Origin of the sequence: Mycetocola sp. JXN-3, from assembly GCF_014522285.1 — a bacterium.
Lineage (GTDB): Bacteria > Actinomycetota > Actinomycetes > Actinomycetales > Microbacteriaceae > Mycetocola > Mycetocola saprophilus.
Genome location: NZ_CP041635.1, coordinates 854953 through 871925, shown reverse-complemented (window position 1 = coordinate 871925; position 16973 = coordinate 854953). Strand labels below are relative to the sequence as shown.

Here is a 16973-nt window from a genome sequence, read left to right as displayed (position 1 = left end):
CCTCACCAGCGCGGGAATTCTGCATTTCAGCCACGGTCATACACAGCATCGCGCCCCCGACCGCCGAAGCGGCCGGGGGCGCGATGGGTGAGGCGAGTTAGACCTCGCTGCTGCGGCGGCGACGCACCACCAGTGCGGTACCGGCGCCGAGGAGCAGGGTCAGCGCCACCAGCAGGCCACCGATCTCGGCACCCGTGTTGGCGATCCCATCACCGGGGGTCTTTACCCCGGCTTTGTTGTCCACCGGCAGGGCCGAGGAACCCGGAGCCGGCACGGTGGTGGGCGGCGTGGTTCCGCCGTCCACGGCCACCGGCGTGACCTCCACCAGGATCGAGGAGGAGACGCCCTCGAAGGTCGCGGTGATGGTGTGCGGGCTGGCGTGCTGGAAGCGCACGGTGTTGCCCACGATCACGTCGCTGGCTACGCTTGAGGTCAGCACCACGCGGTCGCTGAAGTCGGCAATCTGGTTGCCAAACTCGTCGGTTCCCAGCGCGGTAATCGTGATCGTGTCGCCCTGCTTGGGGGCCGCGGCGGACAGTCCCAGCTCAAACGTCGACAGCGCGGCGGGCTCGACGGTGAACGGGATTTCCCGCTCCACGCTGCCCGCACCGTTGTTGATGTGGAAGAACGGGCTGGAGGTTCCGGCCTCGGTGGCCGTTCCACTAATCACGCCGGTTTCCGCGTCCAGGCTCAGGCCCTTGGGGAGCGAGTTTCCGATGATCCCGTACTCCACCGGGATCACCGAGGTAACCGGAATCTGGATGTTCTGCGCGACACCGGCGGTGATCGTGTAGGCGTCCTGGCCCTGATATACCGGGGCGTCGATTGCCGCCACGTCGGCGGCACGCCACGGACCCCACTGGCCCGTGCCGTTTTTCGCCCGCACAAACAGCTTCTTGAAGTCCGAGTTGGTGCGGTCCACGGCGATGGTTCCCGAGAATCCGGTCTCGGTACCGGGAGCGTCCACGACGAGGGGCACGGTCTTGGCGATGCTGTTGCGGTCGACCGCCAGGGCGGCTTCCGCCTCCACGATGTTGGTCACGGCCGGGCGGCGCGCGGCCGAGCGCGGGTCCTTTCCGTACACGTCGTCGCTCGCGGTGCCGGTGATCCGGACCGAACCGTTGTCGGCCCGCTCGGCCGACACCTCGGTCACCACGCCACCCAGGGTTGCGGTGTAGGGGGCGTAGGCGGCCTCGGCGGCGAAGTGGATGCCCGGGGAAACCTTGGCCCAGAAGTCGGCCACGCGGGTGTAGGCGGGGAAGAATCCGCCGGTAGCGGCGGTACCGATCTCGTAGGTGTAGGCGGGCACACCCAGCTGCGAGTAGATCCAGTCGATGTCGTTTCCGGCGTTGTCGTAGAGGATCTCGCCGGCTTTTCCGGTCTGGAATCCGCTGGCGAAGGACTGGCGGAAGGCGCTGGCCTTGATCGGTGCGAGGTTCGGGACCGCGTCGTTCTTGTCATACGCATACGGGTAGATGACGTAGTCCGAGTAGGAGTGCAGGTTGATGTAGCTGCCCTTGCGGGTGTCCGGTGCCGCGGTGGTGCTCTCGGTGCGGTACTCGCCAAACAGCTGGGTCAGCAGCGTCGCGAGCTGTGCGGTTTCGGGCTCGGAGGCCGGGGACGGTCCCAGGTACGTGACCGCATTGGGGTTGGTGCTGGTGCTGGCGCCACCCCACTTGAAGGCCCAGTTCCGGTTGAGGTCGATCCCGTGCTGCTGGCTGCTCCAGTTGGTGGAGGTCGGCGCAAACAGGGTGTTGTTGGCGTTTTTGCGCTGCCAGGCCTTGGAGCTGTTGGGCGGGGTTGCGTCGCCGGCGGCGTTGACCGGGGAGGTTCCCAGCGCGGTTTCCACCTGGCGGATGCTGTCGGGGTTGTTCTGGAAGTTGATCCAGACCTCGGTGCTGTCCAGTAGGGCGGTAACCTGCGGATCCACCCCGTAGCCGTTGAGCAGCTCGGTGGCGTAACGCCAGGCCAGCTCGCTGGTGATGATCTCGCGGGCGTGAGCCTGGGCGACCAGCACGAAGCGCGGGCGACCCTCCTGACCGTCGGTCGGAGCGGGCTGGTTCTTCACGTCGCCGGTGATACGAATCGCGACGAGGTTGCTGCCACCCTTGCCGTTCTTCTTCTCCCAGGATTCGCCAAAGTCGACCCGCTGCACGAGCTCGGGGTAGTTGGCGGCGATGTCGGTGGAGAACTTATCGTAGGCGGCCGCCGTGCGGTAACCGCCGAAGTAGGTCTCATACTCGGTGCCGGCCAGGCGGCCGGGCAGCGGGTAGGTGGGTGCGGCGGCGGCCGCGAAGGACCGGGCCCGCGGGTTCTGAGTCTGGGAGTGGCCGATCGAGGTCGCGTACGGGGCGGAGCTGATGATCCGCACGCCTCGGGTGGCCAGCAGGGATTCGGTTGCCGGATCGGCGAGGACCACGAGCCCGGCGTCGTTTGCCTCGACGACATCGAGGTCGGAGACCTGGTTTGCGGCGGTGGTCGGGACCGTCAGCAGGAGCGGACCCGACTCGTCCGCGACGGCGGCCGTCTGCGGGGCGAGGAGAAGCCCGCCGATCAGGACCGTCGACAGCGCGGAGGCCGTAATCAGTCTGTGGAGTGCCATGTGATTGTGGTTTTCCTTTCGGGAGGGTGTGGGAGGGTATGCCCGGAGGTAAAGCCCACACGTTAGCAACCACGCTGACCCCCCACCGGGTGCCAGGTAACACGGGGTAACCTGGCGTTACATCCGCAGTATTACGGGGGTAATTTCGCTTCCTGAAAGAAACCTTGGTATGAGCTATGCGACACAACCTTGGTGACGGCTATGCACCGACGCAGAGTCGGCCGTGAAGGGTTACCGCGTATTGCGCGCCCCTCGACGGCGTCGGATGTGCGGGTTAGCGTTGAGGTATGTCTCCCGTATTCGAAAGTCCCGTCGTCTCCACACAGTGGCTCGCCGACCACCTCGGCAGCCCCGCCCTGGTGGTCATCGATGCCACCGTGATGGTGTCCGGAGACGGCGAGTATCGCTGCGGGCGCGACCACTTCGAGCGCTCGGGCCATATTCCCGGCGCGCGCTTCGCCGACCTGCTGACCGAGTTCTCCCACCCGGATGCGCCGGGTCTGCACCGTCCCGATCCCGCCTGCCTGGCCGGGGCGGTGGCGCGCCTGGGCATCTCCACCGACAGCCGGGTCGTGGTCTACGACACCCAGCGCGGTCAGTGGGCGGCCCGGCTGTGGTGGCTGCTGCGCACCACCGGCTTCGACGAGGTCGCGGTGTTGGACGGGGGCCTGACCGCCTGGCTCGGCGAGCACCGCTCGGTGGAAACCGGCGGCGGCTCACGGGTGTCCCAGCTCTCCGACTTTGTGGGGACCCCGCGGCCCGAGCTGTGGGTGGATCCGGTGACCGCCGCCGCGGTCCACGCGGGGTCGCCCGAGGTCTTGACCCCGGTCACCGTGGTGTCCGGATCCAAGCTGGAGCCGCCGCGCACGGGCCCCGGCGACCGAGCGCTGAGCGTCCCGCTCACCTCGATCACCCGGTCCAGCGATCACACCCTGGTCTCCGATGCCAAGCTGCGTGAGCTCTACGCCCCCGCTCTGCGCTCGGGCCTGCCCATCATCACGGCCGACGGCGGCGAGGTCACGGCGAGCGCCACCGCCCTCGCCCTGGCCCTGGCCGGTGCCCGCGATGTCCGGGTGCTGGATGGAAGGCTACCGCTGGTTCCGGCCTAGGCCGATTCACGGCGGGGCCGAATCCGGCGAAGCCGAATCCGTGCGAGGTTGGTGACGGGCGCCCGGCACCCGAAAAGACGTAGAATGGAACGTTATGTCTCCCGTTATTACGTTCCCGGCCGAGCTGCCCGTCTCGCAGAAGCGCTCCGATATTGCCGACGCGATCCGCGACCACCAGGTTGTGATCGTTGCCGGTGCCACCGGGTCCGGTAAAACCACGCAGCTGCCCAAGATCGCGCTGGAGCTGGGGCGGGAGAGCATCGGTCATACCCAGCCGCGGCGAATCGCCGCGCGCACCATCGCCGAGCGCATCGCCGAGGAGCTGGGTGAGGAGGTCGGCGACACCGTGGGATACCAGGTGCGGTTCACCGATAAGGCGAGCGCCAGCACCAAGATCAAGCTGATGACCGACGGTATTCTCCTCAACGAGATCCACCACGACCGCCTGCTCAAGCGCTACGACACCATCATCATCGATGAGGCGCATGAACGCAGCCTCAACATCGACTTCCTGCTGGGCTATCTCAAGCAGCTGCTGCCCAAGCGTCCGGATCTCAAGGTCATCATCACCTCGGCCACGATCGACCCGGAATCCTTCTCCAAGCACTTCAACGACGCCCCGATCATCGAGGTATCGGGACGCACCTACCCGGTCGAGATCCGGTTCCGTCCGCTGGTGGCCGACGAGAACGCCGAGGAGGATGAGGACACCGACACCCCCTCGCGCGATGATCGCAACTATATCGAGGGCATCATCGACGGCCTGGATGAACTGGCCCGCGAATCCCTCGGCGATGTGCTGGTGTTCCTCTCCGGTGAGGCGGAGATTCGCGACGCCGCCGACGCGCTGCGCGCCCGCTACGCCGGTGCCACCGGGGTGACCGAGATCCTGCCGCTGTATGGACGGCTGAGCGCCGAGGAGCAGCACCGCGTCTTCCGTCCGGGCAACACCGCCGGCGTGCGCCGCCGGGTGATCCTCGCCACCAACGTGGCCGAGACCAGCCTGACGGTGCCCGGCATCAAGTACGTGATCGACGCCGGTACCGCCCGCATCTCGCGCTACAGCGTGCGGGCGAAGATCCAGCGGCTGCCCATCGAGGCGATCTCGCAGGCCTCGGCGAATCAGCGTTCGGGCCGTACCGGACGCACCAGCCCGGGTATCGCGATCCGGCTGTACTCGGAGGAGGACTTCACCAAGCGCCCCGAGTTCACCGAACCTGAAGTGCTGCGCACCAACCTCGCCGCGGTGATCCTGCAGATGGTGTCGCTCGGTCTCGGCGATATCGCCGCGTTCCCGTTCCTCCAGGCCCCCGAGGCCCGCGGGATCAAGGACGGCCTCGACCTACTGACCGAGCTCGGCGCGATCACCCAGCGCCCCGGTACCACCCCCAAGCTCACCCGGACCGGCCGAGATCTGGCCCGCCTCCCGATCGACCCGCGCTTTGCCCGCATGGTGCTGGAGTCGAAGAAGCACGGCACGACCCGCGAGGTCATGGCGATCGTGGCGGCGCTGACCATCCAGGATCCGCGCGAGCGTCCGGTGGAAAAGCGGCAGCAGGCCGATGAGTTCCACAACCGGTTTGCCGACCCCACGAGTGACTTCCTCAGCCTGCTCGGCCTCTGGAACTACCTCGAGGAGAAGCAGAAGGAGCTCTCCTCCAGCGCGTTCCGCCGGATGTGTAAGGCGGAGTTCCTCAACTATCTGCGCGTGCGCGAGTGGCAGGATGTCTACCGTCAGCTGCGCCGGATGGCCTCGCAGCTGGGCCTCAGCGTGGGCGATCCGGCCACCAATCCCGACGGCATCCACCGCTCGATCCTCTCCGGGCTGCTCTCGCAGATCGGTATCAAGGACGAGGCGGCCGCCGCTCAGGCGCAGGCAGCCAAGAAGCGTGGGGCCGCGGCAACCCCCGGCCCGCGTCGCAAGGGCGACTACGTGGGGGCACGTCAGGCGCGCTTCGTGATCTTCCCGGGATCCGCGCTGATCAAGAAGCAGCCCGATGCCCTGATGGCCGCCGAACTGGTCGAGACCAGCCGGTTGTTTGCGCGCACGGTCGCGAAGATCGACTCGGCCTGGGCCGAGGCCATCGCCCCGGATCTCTGCAAGCGCAGCTATTCCGAGCCGCACTGGGAGAAGACCCAGGGGTCCGTCGTGGCGTATGAGAAGGTGACCCTGTACGGGGTGCCGATCATCCCGCGTCGCCGCGTGCAGTACGCACGCATCGACCTGGAGCTCTCCCGTGACCTCTTTATCCGCCACGCACTGGTGCAGCGCGAGGCCGATTTCAAGCGTCTCAACCAGAAGCTGTTTGCCTTTGATCGGCAAAACGCGGGTCTGCGCCGCGAGCTCGCCGAGCGCGAGGAGCGCACGCGTCGCCGCGACATCCTCTTTGATGACGAGGCCGTGTACGACTTCTATAACGCGCGCATTCCGGCCGAGGTGGCCGATCTGCGCGGGTTCGAAAAGTGGTGGCGCGAGGCCGCGGCCAGCACGCCCAAGCTCCTCACCATGCGTGCCGAGGACCTGCTGCCCGAGGACGCCGACGAAATCGATGAGGGCCTGTTCCCGCCGACCTGGTCGCAGGGCGATCAGACCCTGAAGCTGCGCTACCGGTTCGAGCCGGGCACCGCAGATGACGGCGTGACCGTGATGGTGCCGCTCGCGCTGCTCCCCCGCCTCTCGCCGATCGGCTTCGACTGGCAGGTGCCGGGCCTGCGTGCCGAGCTGGTGACCGCGCTGCTGAAGTCGCTACCCAAGCACATCCGCCGCAACGTGGTACCCGCCGCCGACTGGGCCGCGCGCCTGCTCGCCGATCTGCCCACCGAGGTTCCGCAGCCCACCGCGACCCAGGAGGACACGCTCACCGCGCGTCTGGCCATCGCGATCAAGCGCGCCGTGTACATCCCGATCGAGGCCGCCGACTTCGAGCTGGATCGGGTGCCCGACCACCTGAAGATCACCTTCCGGGCGATCGACGAGCGCGGCCGCACCCTGAGCAGCGATAAGGACCTCACGGTCCTGCAGTCCCGCCTGGCCACCAAGACCCGCACCCAGGTGGCGAAGGTCGCCCAGGCGCGCACGGCCGATCCGATCGAGCGTCGCGGCCTCACCAGCTGGGACTTCGACGAGCTGCCGCGCTTCATCGACAGCGATCAGGGCGGGCACGTGGTGCGCGGATATCCGGCCCTCGTGGACCGCGGCGACAGCGTCGAGGTGCGGATCATGGCCACCGAGGCCGATCAGCTCCGCGAGCTGCCCGGCGGCGTGCGCCGCCTGTTGCAGTTGCAGACCGCCTCCCCGGTCTCGTATGTGCAGAACCATCTGACCGCGCCGGAGAAGCTCGCGCTGGCCGCGAGTCCGTACCAGAACACCCCGGCCCTGTTTGATGACTGCCTCACCGCGTGCATCGACGACGTGCTGCAGCGCGTGGCACCGGGCGGCGCGATCTTCATGCGCGCCGAGTTTGAGAAGGTGCGGGACCGGGTGTCCCAGGCCATCATGAACGGCATGTTCGAGACCGTTTCGCTGACCGCCCGCATCCTCACCGCTGCCCGCGAGGCCGATAAGGCGCTGAGTAAGGCGACGAGTCTGACCCTGCTGCCTGCACTCACCGATATGAAGGCACAGCGCGCGGGACTCGTGTTCCCGGGCTTCGTCTCACGCACCGGCCTGGCCCGGATGCGGGATCTCCCGCGCTACCTCTCGGGCATCACCCACCGCGCCTCGCGCCTCGCCGACAATGCCAACCGCGACCGCGCCTGGCAGAACGAGATCGAGACGGCCCAGGCCCGCTTCACCAACGCCGGCGGCACCATCCCGCTGCCCGAACACGCGCCAGACCACCTGGTGCAGGCCCGCTGGATGCTCGAGGAGTTCCGGATCAGCCTGTTTGCCCAGCACCTGGGCACCAGCCAGTCGGTCTCACTGCAGCGGATCACCAAGGCGCTGGACCAGCGCTAACCCCGTCCGCGGGGCGGCCCTTCCGGACGCCCCGCGGTTTTGTCATTTAGCTTCACATTTCGTCGCATAACTACGTGCGGTTTGCGACAGAACGAATCGAGGGCCATCGTGGAACCTGTATCGCCACAGGCGTCGGGGAATAAAACCCGCCGCACATCGGTATATACCGATATGGATAGAGGAGAACCCGAGCAGATGACCACCGCAGCGAATGTTCTGTCACACGACGCCGACACCGAGGAATCCCCGGCGTTGGGGTTTGATGCGGGCCTCGCACCGGATGAGTTCAAGGCCGCGTTCCGCAATCACCCGGCGGGCGTCGCCGTGGTCACCGCCGATGACGGAACCGGCCCGGTCGCGATGACCGTGACCTCGGTCTTCTCCGTCAGCGCCGACCCGGCCCTGCTGGTCTTCTCGGTGTCCGACCTGTCCTCCAGCGCCAAGACCATCATCGCCGCCGACACCCTGGTGGTTCACCTGCTCGGAGCCGACCAGTTGGACATCGCCAAGCTCGGTGCCACCAGCGGGATCGACCGCTTCGAAGACACCTCGATCTGGTCGCGTCTGATCACCGGCGAACCCTTCTACCCCTCCGCCCAGACCTGGATCCGCGGCCGCGTAGTCAACTCGCTGCGCGCCGGTGCCTCCACCGTCGTTGTGGTGCACGCCCTCCAGGCCAACGCCCCCGAGGCCGGCAGCGTCGAGGCCGACGCCACCGAGTCGCGGCCACTGGTGTATCACAACCGGACCTGGCACCACCTGGGCGAGCACAGCAACCTCGAACTCTAACCAACACCCTCGGCAACCAACCGACCCCGCCCAGGCGCAACCACCCGGGCGAGCACTCCAACCACGAACTCTAACCAACGTCCTCGGCAACCAACCGACCCCGCCCAGGCGCAACCACCTGAGCCAGCACTCCAACCTCGAGCTGTAACCAACATCCTCTAGCTCCCTCCTATGAAAACGGCGTCCCGGTTCCGGGACGCCGTTTTCATGCGTCAGGTGGCAGCCATCGGGCGTCCCCGGCTCGACATCTCCCAGCCGCCCCGGGTATCGTGGCCGAGTGGGCATCCGGGAGGGGAATTCCGGACTCCTCGAAACCATCCGGGTGCCGAGCCGCCCACCTGCGAAGGGGAATGCCACCAGATATGACCGAACCAACGCCCACAGCACCGGCCCACGCCATCCCCGATGACGCGGAGATGGCCCGCGCCCGGCAGATCATCGGGGTCATCTCCTCCGCCTATGGTGCACGCATGGTGGGTCAGGAACGCCTGCGCGTGAGCCTGCTGGTGGGCCTGCTCGCCGGCGGTCACGTGCTGTTGGAGAGCGTCCCGGGCCTGGCCAAAACCACCGCCGCGAGCACCCTCGCCGACACCATCCGGGCACGGTTCCGCCGCATCCAGTGCACGCCCGACCTGCTGCCCAGCGACATCACCGGCAACCAGGTCTTCGACGTCAAAACCGGAAACTTCCGCACCGTACTCGGCCCGGTGCACGCCAACTTTGTGCTGTTGGACGAGATCAACCGCTCCAGCGCCAAAACCCAGAGCGCGATGCTCGAGGCGATGCAGGAGCGCCAGACCACGATCGGCGGCGAGGTGCACGCGCTGCCGAGCCCGTTCCTGGTCATCGCGACCCAGAACCCGATCGAGCAGGAGGGCACCTATGAGCTGCCCGAAGCCCAGATGGACCGCTTCCTGATCAAGGAGATTGTCCAGTATCCGAGCCCCGCCGAGGAGCTGGAAATCCTCAGCCGGATCGACTCCGGGGTGCTCGATCCGCAGGCCCACGGCGCCGGGGCCGTGGATCTGGAGGACGTGGTGTTCCTGCAGGATCTGGCCCGCCGAGTTCACGTGGACCCCGCGATCCGCAGCTACATCGTCTCGCTGATCTACGTGACCAGGCGACCGGGTGACTACCTCGCCCCCGAATCCGCCCGCGCCCTGCGCTACGGCGCCAGCCCGCGCGCGAGCATCGCGTTCCTGCAGGCGGCTCGCGCACTCGCGCTGCTCTCCGGCCGCAGCTACGTGATCCCCGATGATGTGGTGACCCTGCGCCACCTGGTACTGCGCCACCGCGTGCTGCTGACCTTCGAGGCCGAGGCCGATGGAATCCGCAGCGAGGACCTGATCGATCAGATCTTCGCCGCCGTCCCCACCCCGTAGGGCCTCTGTGAGCACACTTCTTCGCAAGGTCAAGGCCAGGCTGTTTCTGACCTCCCCACACCGCAGTGCCCACCCGCTCGAGGGTGCGCACGCCGCGGTGCTGCGCGGACGCAGCCTGGATTTTGACGACCTTCGGGTGTATCAGCCCGGCGACGAGGTCCGCGATATCGACTGGCGCGCCAGCGCCCGCAGCAACCAGGTCCTAATCAAGCGCTATATCGCGACCCGGCGTCAAGTGGTGAGCCTGACCCTGGACACCGGGGTCACGATGGACGCCCGCGCGGCCGATGGAACCCGCAAACGCGATCTGGCACTGCTGATCGCCGGGGTCCTCGGCTACCTTTCGCTGCGTCACGGCGACGAGGTGGGAACCCGCTTTGCGACCGAAACCGGGCTGCACCGCCAGCGCGGTGCCACCTCGGAGGGACGGCTGGAACTCGCCCTGCGCGGGGCCCGGGACGGGGTTGCCGGGGCCGAGTTCACCCGCGAACGCCTGCTGGACTCGATCGTTCGGGAGGAGCGCGGTCGCCGGATCCTCACGATCATCACCGATGAGACACCGATCGGCGACGCCGAGGAGCGACAGCTGCGCCGCCTCCGGGTGCAGCACGACCTGGTCTGGATCACCGTGTGTGAAGCTCCGCTGCTGGGAACCGGCCGAGACACCTCCGTGGATGTCCAGACCGGCTGGGCGGTCCCAACCTTTGCCCGGTCCGACACCGCCCTGATCGAGGAACTGGCCCGGGCGGATGCCGCCGAGCGGGAGCGACGCATCGCCCTGCTGAACGCCCTGTCGATCACCAATCTGGAGATCCGCACCGAAGCCGAAGTTGTTCCCGTGCTTCTCGACATGCTGCGACGGAGGCATCGTGCCCGTCGATAACAACCTCTACCCGCCGTATCAGTACCTGCCCGGCTGGTTTTTCCTGGCACTCGCGGTCGTGGTGCTCGTGGTGGTGGCGGTCCTCATTGTCGCCCGGCTGACCCGGCCGCTGGTCGAGGCACCCCGGCGGCCATCGGTCCCGGCCACCGATCCCGCCACCCTGACCGCCCAGGCCTACGGGACCCTGCGCGCCGAGTATCTGGGCCGCCTAGACCAGATCGAATCCGAGTACCGCGCGGGCACCCTGCACCCCCACGATGTGCACGCCCGGCTGAGCGGCCTGGTGCGTTCCTACGTCAACGAGTACAGCGGGCTGGAGGCGCCGGTGCTGACCTTCACCGAGCTCTCTCGCCGCGGGGTCTCGCCGGTGCTGCTGGATGCGCTCGGGCGCTACTACTACCCCAGCCAGTTTGATCCGGATACCATGGTGGATCCCCTCGCCGGGCTTGCTATCGCCCGTCAGGTGGTGAACACATGGACCTAGCATCCCCCTGGCTGCTGCTGATCACGCTGGTGATTCTCGGGGCTTCGATTACCGTCGGGATTCTGCTGGGCAGGCGTGACCCCGCCGTCCGGGCCGGAGCCGATCCGATCGCCGTCTCGCGGACCGACCGGCTGCGCTCACTCCCCCGGTTCGCCTCGGTTGTGCGCGCCCGCACCCGGCTGCTCGCCGGAATCCTGGTGCTGGGGTTTGTGGCGATCATTTTTGGCGGGATCCTGGTGGCCCGCCCCACCACCGAATCGGTCACGCGTCCGCTGTCCCACAACCGGGACATCATGCTGTGCCTGGACGTCTCGGGGTCGATGACCGACGTGGACGCCGAGGTCATCGAGACGTTCCTGGAACTCAGCAAGGGGTTTGATGGGGAACGGATCGGGCTGACGATCTTCAACAGCTCGGCCGCCCAGGTGTTCCCACTCACCGATGACTATCAGCTCGTCCGCGAGCAGCTCACCGCGATGAAAAAATCCCTCACCGATGACACCAATTTCTCCCCCGACTACTGGAAGGGAACACTCAACGGCACCGGGGCCTCGCTGATCGGCGACGGGCTGGCAGCCTGCGCGCTACGCTTTGACCACATCGAGACCGACCGTTCGCGCTCGCTGATCTTCGCGACCGATAACGAGGAGTACGGTGCCTCGATCGTGAGCCTGCAGGAGGCCGCCGGCTACGCCACCCAGAAGCAGATTCGGGTATTCACCCTCAACCCGGTGGACGGGAATGATGCGGGCAACACCGAAACGCTCCGGGCTGCAACCGAGAGCACCGGCGGGGCCTACTACCCGCTGCGCGCGACCACCGCGGTGAGCGATATCATCGCCCAGGTTCAGTCGTCCCAGGCGCGGGCGCTGCGCGGGGAACCACGGGTGATCCGCGCCGATGATCCGGCCCCGTGGTCCGTGGCGCTGCTGCTCGCCGGCGGCGGTTTTGTGGTGCTGGTGTGGAGGTTCCGACTGTGATTTTTCAACCGGTTCTCCACCCGGCCCTGCTGCTGATGTTCCTGATTCCGCTCGTCGTGATCGCGAGTATCGGGCTGGGTCGATCCCCCGCCCCGGCCGAACGCTGGCGCTGGGTGGGGCGCATCGGCATGGCGATCCTGCTGGCCACGATCCTGCTGCGACCGGGACTGCCCGGCGGCAGCGCCGAAACCCTGAGCGCCAACACCGATGTGCTGCTCGTGGTGGATACCACCGCGAGCTCGATCGCCGAGGATTGGGGAAGCGATCATCAGCCCCGGATGGACGCGGTCAAGAAGGACATCCGAGCGATCATGGACCGCTATCCCGGCGCCCGCTTCGGCCTGATCACCTTCGACCGTGAGGCCGAGATGCGGGTACCCATCACCGCCGACACCACCGCACTAAGTTCGGCGGTAGAGGGGCTCACCCCCGAGGTAACCCAGAACTCGCGCGGAAGCAGCATCGGGGTGGCCGCCCCGCTGCTGAAGGACGCGCTGGAACTGATCCGTAACTCCACCGAGGCGCGCGGTCGCCTGGTGTTCTACTTTGGCGACGGTGAGCAGACGGTGGATTCCACCCCCGAGTCCTTCGCCGACTCCGCCCCGCTGACCGATGGCGGCCGGGTCCTGGGATACGGGACACAGCAGGGTGGCAAGATGCGCCAGACCTCGGGGAGTGTGGACGGCGGCGAGGCCCCCTACATCGAGTATCAGGGGCGGCCCGCGCTCTCGGCCATCGACCAGGACAACCTGCGCACCATCGCCCAGCAGCTCGGAGTGAAATACGAACTGCGTGAGCCCGGCAAGCCACTGGACCTCCCCGAGCCCCCGGCCACCACCACCTCGGGCACCGCGAGCACGGGAGGACACGTGGGCACGGCAATCGAACTGTATCCGTATGCGGCGGGCCTGCTCGTCGCCCTGCTGGGTGTCGAGATGGCGAACGCCCTGGCTCAGCTGATCCGCCTGCGCCGCGGTGCCCTCACGGCGGGGAAGGAACGCTGATGTCCACAACGACGCGCACGGTAGCCGAGCGCAATCTGCGGCGGGCCCGCGTGCGGCTGTGGACCACGGTCGGGGCGATCCCGTTTGTGCTGGCGGGATTGCTGCTGGTGATCAAAATCCTCAGCATCTACGCGTTTGCGCACCTGTCCCTGCTCAACGTGCACGCCGAGCGCTACTCGGAGAGCGCGGCGGCCGCGCGTGGGCTCGCACCCGTGAACATCTTCGAACCGTTCAAGGCCCCCTTTGACCTCAGTGTGGGACTGGCCGAGGACGGACTCCTCAAGGAGTCTCGGGAACAGCTGGAGGCGGCGCTGCCGCGCACCCCGGGCCTGGCGATCTGCACGGTACGGATCAACCTGGCGATGGTGATCGAGCGTCAGGGGGATCGGGCAACCCAGGACAAGGACGTGGTCGGCGGGCAGAATTTCTATCAGGAGGCGCTGAAAACCATCGTGGAGACCTCGCCGAAATGCCGCACCCCCGAGGCGGATCGGGCGTCCTCCGATCCCTCACGCAGCATGGATTCGAGCCTCACCACCACCGAGGAGTCGATTCGCGGCAAGATTCTCCCGCCCCCGCCGCCCGAGCAGGGTGACGGCTCGGATTCCGCGCCGCCGCCCCCGGAGGAGACGCCGCCACCCCCGCCCGGCCCTTCGGATGATCAGCTGGAGAAGCTCAAGAAGCAGCTCGAGCAGGGCGATCAGGAGCGCGGCAACGGCGGCACCGACCAGGGTGGTAACCCGGATACGGAGCGACCATGGTAGCCGGCAACGATCCCTACCTGGGTGGTAGCGAGGGTGCGCCGCCGCCTCCGCCGCCCGGCGGTTACCGGGGCAACAGCCGGGTATCTCGGCTGATGCACCCGGCGGCACCCCCGCTGCCCGCACCCGCGGCACCGGCGATTCCGGTGCCGCGGCCGCCCTCGTCGCGGGCGGCAAAAACAGTTGGGGCCATCGTCATCGCGCACGCGCTGTGGCTGCTGTTCCGGTTGCTGCTGCCCGGCGCCGGCAGCTACTACTTCACGGTGGGCGCGATCACCGTGCAGGTCCTGATGCTGATCGCGGCCGTCGTAATTCTGGTGGGACCGCGCGGTCGCCGACTGGGGACCATCGCGCTGGTCGTGACGCTGGTGGTGAACGTGGCCACGGTCGGCTCGGTGTCCGCGCTGGAGAGTGCCCAGAGCGGAAACTACGACGACTATAAGACCGCCGAGCAGCGTAAATGGAACGCCTATCCGGGGATCCGCGGGGTCGATCCCGCGGAGATCCTGGAGAAGCCCTCGCTCGAGGAGGACATCGCGCGCACCGACGATCTCAACGCCAAATTACGGGCTGCCCTCAGCACCGAGTTCGGCATCACCTGGACGATGCACGGCAAAAACACCCTGCGCAATAACCGCAACGGGTACGGGGGCGAGTCGATGCTGGTGGACTTCAGCGGACCGGTCTGGACGAGTGATCGCCCGATGCAGTCGGTGGCCGACAAGCGCCGACTCCGGGACGTGGTGACCCGGGTGATGATGCAGAACGGCGTCTCCCGGACCGTCGTGACGAGTGACCCCAGCTTTCAGCCCGATCCCGGCAACCTGGAGCGTTTCTACGGCAGCGCGAATCCCGATCAGCAGCACACGTGGGCGATGGTTTCGGTGGATCGCCAGATTAATTTCTACGTCGACGTGCGCATTTTCGATCTCTCCAAAGACCCGACCGGAGCCTTCCGCACCGAGCGGGAGGGGCAGTCGGCCCGCGACGGTACGCCGCTTGAGGGCATCCAAATCTCGGCTCGCGGTTACGAACTGCTCGGTTCCGACAAGCGGGACGAGTTCATCGCCAAGCTCAAGACATTCGGACAGTAATAGTTTCCGGTTTCCCCGTCATAAAACCGGGACGGATGGATCCTGTTGTGTGAACCGGCCCCAAATTCCGGTTCCGGCGTTGTGCCCCAAGCATGCCCCCTGCATGCGTCGCGGGGCACAACGTCGTTATCGATGGGGCCCCTCATCTACAGACTGGACACTCAGTACATGACCCTTGTGAATCGCTCTTCTCGAAAACGGCTGTCGGCACGCAGGCTGCTGAGCGGCGGCATCGTGGCGGCGCTTGCGGCGCTGTCGATTGGCCTTGCCGCCCCCGCATCCGTTCAGGCAGCCGAACCACAGCCGCAGGGTTGCGGTTACGGCACGGGCGGTCCCCTGGCCGAGACGATCTGCTGGATTGATATGGCACAGTTCGACTCGACCCAGGCGCAATCCCCGCAGGGACAGGCCATGTCGGTGGATCTTCCCGGTGGGCTCACCATGAGCTTTACCGCCAAGCTTGCCGCGGGAGCCGACGGCCTGCGCCCCCTCGCTCCGGTGGCATTCCCCACCTGGTCGGGCACTCCGATCGGCAACAGCGCCTACGTGGGCACCCCGGGCAAGCCTGCGCTTTACCAGGTACCCGGGCGCAATGGCGGGTGGCTCGGCGAGGTCACCCTGGATAACATCTCGGTGTCGCACAACGGGGTTCCGCAGACCGCAGGATACGCGTTTGTGATGGCCGATGCGGAATCCAGTAATAAGTACGAGGGTCTGCGATTTACTTCGACCTCTCCGATCACCCAGATCGCGAATATCACGCCCGCAGGCTACCAGCCCGCCTGTGGGGCGCAGCTCACGGGCCTCGACACCACTCAGGTGACCTGTATGGGACAGGGAGTGCGTAACGCCGGAGATATCGTCACCTCGACTCAAAGCCCCACCCGGGTGAGCATTGCACTGCACAATGACAACGATCCGGTGGGCAATGTGGCCACCACCCGGCAGGGCATGGCATTCGGGGTGATGTTCTCCAAGGTTCAGGCCACCAAGGTGGTGGAGAGTCGTTACGCCCCCGCCGACCAGTTCACGGTCTCTGCAACCGAAACCTCCACCGGTGCCACCATCGGTACCGCCACCACCGCCGGAACCGAGGCCGGGGTAACCACGGGTGAATCAACCATCCTGACCCAGGTTGAGGGCACCCGCGTCACCTTTGCCGAAAAGATCTCGGGCGATGCCGATGCCACGCTGGATCACTACCGCACTCAGTGGGCCTGCACCCGAAATGGGACGCCCGTACCCGCCGATCAGCTGACGGCGTCGGGTACCACTCCCAGCGTGACGCTGGGGGTATCGGTGGGAGATTTTGTCGCCTGCACGGTCACCAACACGGCCAAGCTCGGTTCGGTGACCTGGAATAAGGTGGATCGCGATTCTCAGCGTCTCGCCGGCTCCGAGTGGGCCCTGACCTCCCCCGATGGGACCGTCACCCGCATCGTCGATAACGGTGCTGGTGATGAAAATCCCGCGGTGGGCGAGCTCTCGGTGAGCGGGCTGCCGTGGGGGCAGTACCGTCTCGAGGAGACGCGCGCGCCGGAGGGCTTCGAGCGGCTGACCGATGTGCTGACCTGGAACGTGGATGCAACTCATCAGGAGATCGCGCTGGGCAACATCGTCAACCTGCCCACGCAGCCGCCGGTCCCCTCCGATCCGCCGTCGGTCCCGCCGACCCCCACGACCCCGCCGGCTACCCCGACGGTGCCGCCCACCACGCCGCCGGGATCGCCGACGCCCACGCCGTCGACCCCGCCGGGCCTCGCCTCAACCGGAGCAGGGGGAGTTCTGCCGATGACTCTGGTGGCCGGACTGGCGCTGCTCGCGGGGATCGGGCTGACCATCCGCCGTCGCGCTCAGCGAGGCTAGTCTCCCTTTGGTAAAAACCCGCCGCTACGGTTCACGTAGCGGCGGGTTTTTGGTGAAAGGA

Annotated in this window: 12 protein-coding genes; 11 read left to right on the top strand and 1 reads right to left on the bottom strand. The window is 67.0% G+C overall.

The window, feature by feature from the left end:
- Nucleotides 1-97 precede the first annotated feature (97 nt).
- The gene (locus C7C57_RS03970; protein ID WP_187977674.1) at nt 98-2602 is read right to left on the bottom strand and encodes a M14 family zinc carboxypeptidase; all 2505 of its coding nucleotides are present in this window, start codon (nt 2600-2602) and stop codon (nt 98-100) included.
- 287 nt (nt 2603-2889) lie between these two features.
- On the opposite strand from C7C57_RS03970, the gene C7C57_RS03965 reads away from it, so the two are divergent.
- The 11 genes from C7C57_RS03965 (at nt 2890) to C7C57_RS03915 (ending at nt 16912) form a co-directional block, all read left to right on the top strand.
- Nucleotides 2890-3711, top strand: coding sequence for a sulfurtransferase (locus C7C57_RS03965; protein WP_187977673.1), 822 nt, complete (start codon nt 2890-2892; stop codon nt 3709-3711).
- A 94-nt stretch (nt 3712-3805) separates the two neighbouring features.
- The gene (gene hrpA, locus C7C57_RS03960; RefSeq protein WP_187977672.1) at nt 3806-7669 is read left to right on the top strand and encodes an ATP-dependent RNA helicase HrpA; all 3864 of its coding nucleotides are present in this window, start codon (nt 3806-3808) and stop codon (nt 7667-7669) included.
- A 195-nt stretch (nt 7670-7864) separates the two neighbouring features.
- Complete coding sequence (locus C7C57_RS03955) at nt 7865-8458, top strand: flavin reductase family protein (RefSeq protein ID WP_121687199.1); 594 nt, start codon at nt 7865-7867, stop codon at nt 8456-8458.
- A gap of 362 nt (nt 8459-8820) precedes the next feature.
- The gene (locus C7C57_RS03950) at nt 8821-9840 is read left to right on the top strand and encodes a MoxR family ATPase (RefSeq protein WP_187977671.1); all 1020 of its coding nucleotides are present in this window, start codon (nt 8821-8823) and stop codon (nt 9838-9840) included.
- Between the two features lie 7 nt (nt 9841-9847).
- A complete protein-coding gene (locus C7C57_RS03945; protein WP_187977670.1) occupies nt 9848-10723 on the top strand; it encodes a DUF58 domain-containing protein in 876 nt (291 codons plus the stop codon).
- Nucleotides 10710-11207, top strand: coding sequence for a hypothetical protein (locus C7C57_RS03940; protein ID WP_187977669.1), 498 nt, complete (start codon nt 10710-10712; stop codon nt 11205-11207). The genes C7C57_RS03945 and C7C57_RS03940 overlap by 14 nt, the downstream gene beginning before the upstream one ends.
- Nucleotides 11198-12187, top strand: a complete 990-nt coding sequence (locus C7C57_RS03935; RefSeq protein WP_187977668.1) for a VWA domain-containing protein — start codon at nt 11198-11200, stop codon at nt 12185-12187. Before C7C57_RS03940 ends, C7C57_RS03935 begins: the two co-directional genes overlap by 10 nt.
- A complete protein-coding gene (locus C7C57_RS03930; protein ID WP_187977667.1) occupies nt 12184-13191 on the top strand; it encodes a VWA domain-containing protein in 1008 nt (335 codons plus the stop codon). The genes C7C57_RS03935 and C7C57_RS03930 overlap by 4 nt, the downstream gene beginning before the upstream one ends.
- Nucleotides 13191-13955 (top strand): hypothetical protein, encoded by a 765-nt coding sequence (locus C7C57_RS03925; RefSeq protein WP_187977666.1) that lies wholly within the window; start codon nt 13191-13193, stop codon nt 13953-13955. Before C7C57_RS03930 ends, C7C57_RS03925 begins: the two co-directional genes overlap by 1 nt.
- Entirely contained in the window at nt 13949-15046 is a 1098-nt protein-coding gene (locus C7C57_RS03920) for a hypothetical protein (protein WP_187977665.1), read from the top strand. Before C7C57_RS03925 ends, C7C57_RS03920 begins: the two co-directional genes overlap by 7 nt.
- Before the next feature lie 168 nt (nt 15047-15214).
- Nucleotides 15215-16912, top strand: coding sequence for a prealbumin-like fold domain-containing protein (locus C7C57_RS03915; protein WP_187977664.1), 1698 nt, complete (start codon nt 15215-15217; stop codon nt 16910-16912).
- Nucleotides 16913-16973 lie beyond the last annotated feature (61 nt).

Bases quoted from the DNA above. Each gene is read 5' to 3' on its own strand.
- C7C57_RS03970 (WP_187977674.1), bottom strand. From the start codon at position 2,602: ATGGCACTCCACAGACTGATTACGGCCTCCGCGCTGTCGACGGTCCTG.
- C7C57_RS03965 (WP_187977673.1), top strand. From the start codon at position 2,890: ATGTCTCCCGTATTCGAAAGTCCCGTCGTCTCCACACAGTGGCTCGCC.
- hrpA (WP_187977672.1), top strand. From the start codon at position 3,806: ATGTCTCCCGTTATTACGTTCCCGGCCGAGCTGCCCGTCTCGCAGAAG.
- C7C57_RS03955 (WP_121687199.1), top strand. From the start codon at position 7,865: ATGACCACCGCAGCGAATGTTCTGTCACACGACGCCGACACCGAGGAA.
- C7C57_RS03950 (WP_187977671.1), top strand. From the start codon at position 8,821: ATGACCGAACCAACGCCCACAGCACCGGCCCACGCCATCCCCGATGAC.
- C7C57_RS03935 (WP_187977668.1), top strand. From the start codon at position 11,198: ATGGACCTAGCATCCCCCTGGCTGCTGCTGATCACGCTGGTGATTCTC.
- C7C57_RS03925 (WP_187977666.1), top strand. From the start codon at position 13,191: ATGTCCACAACGACGCGCACGGTAGCCGAGCGCAATCTGCGGCGGGCC.
- C7C57_RS03920 (WP_187977665.1), top strand. From the start codon at position 13,949: ATGGTAGCCGGCAACGATCCCTACCTGGGTGGTAGCGAGGGTGCGCCG.
- C7C57_RS03915 (WP_187977664.1), top strand. From the start codon at position 15,215: ATGACCCTTGTGAATCGCTCTTCTCGAAAACGGCTGTCGGCACGCAGG.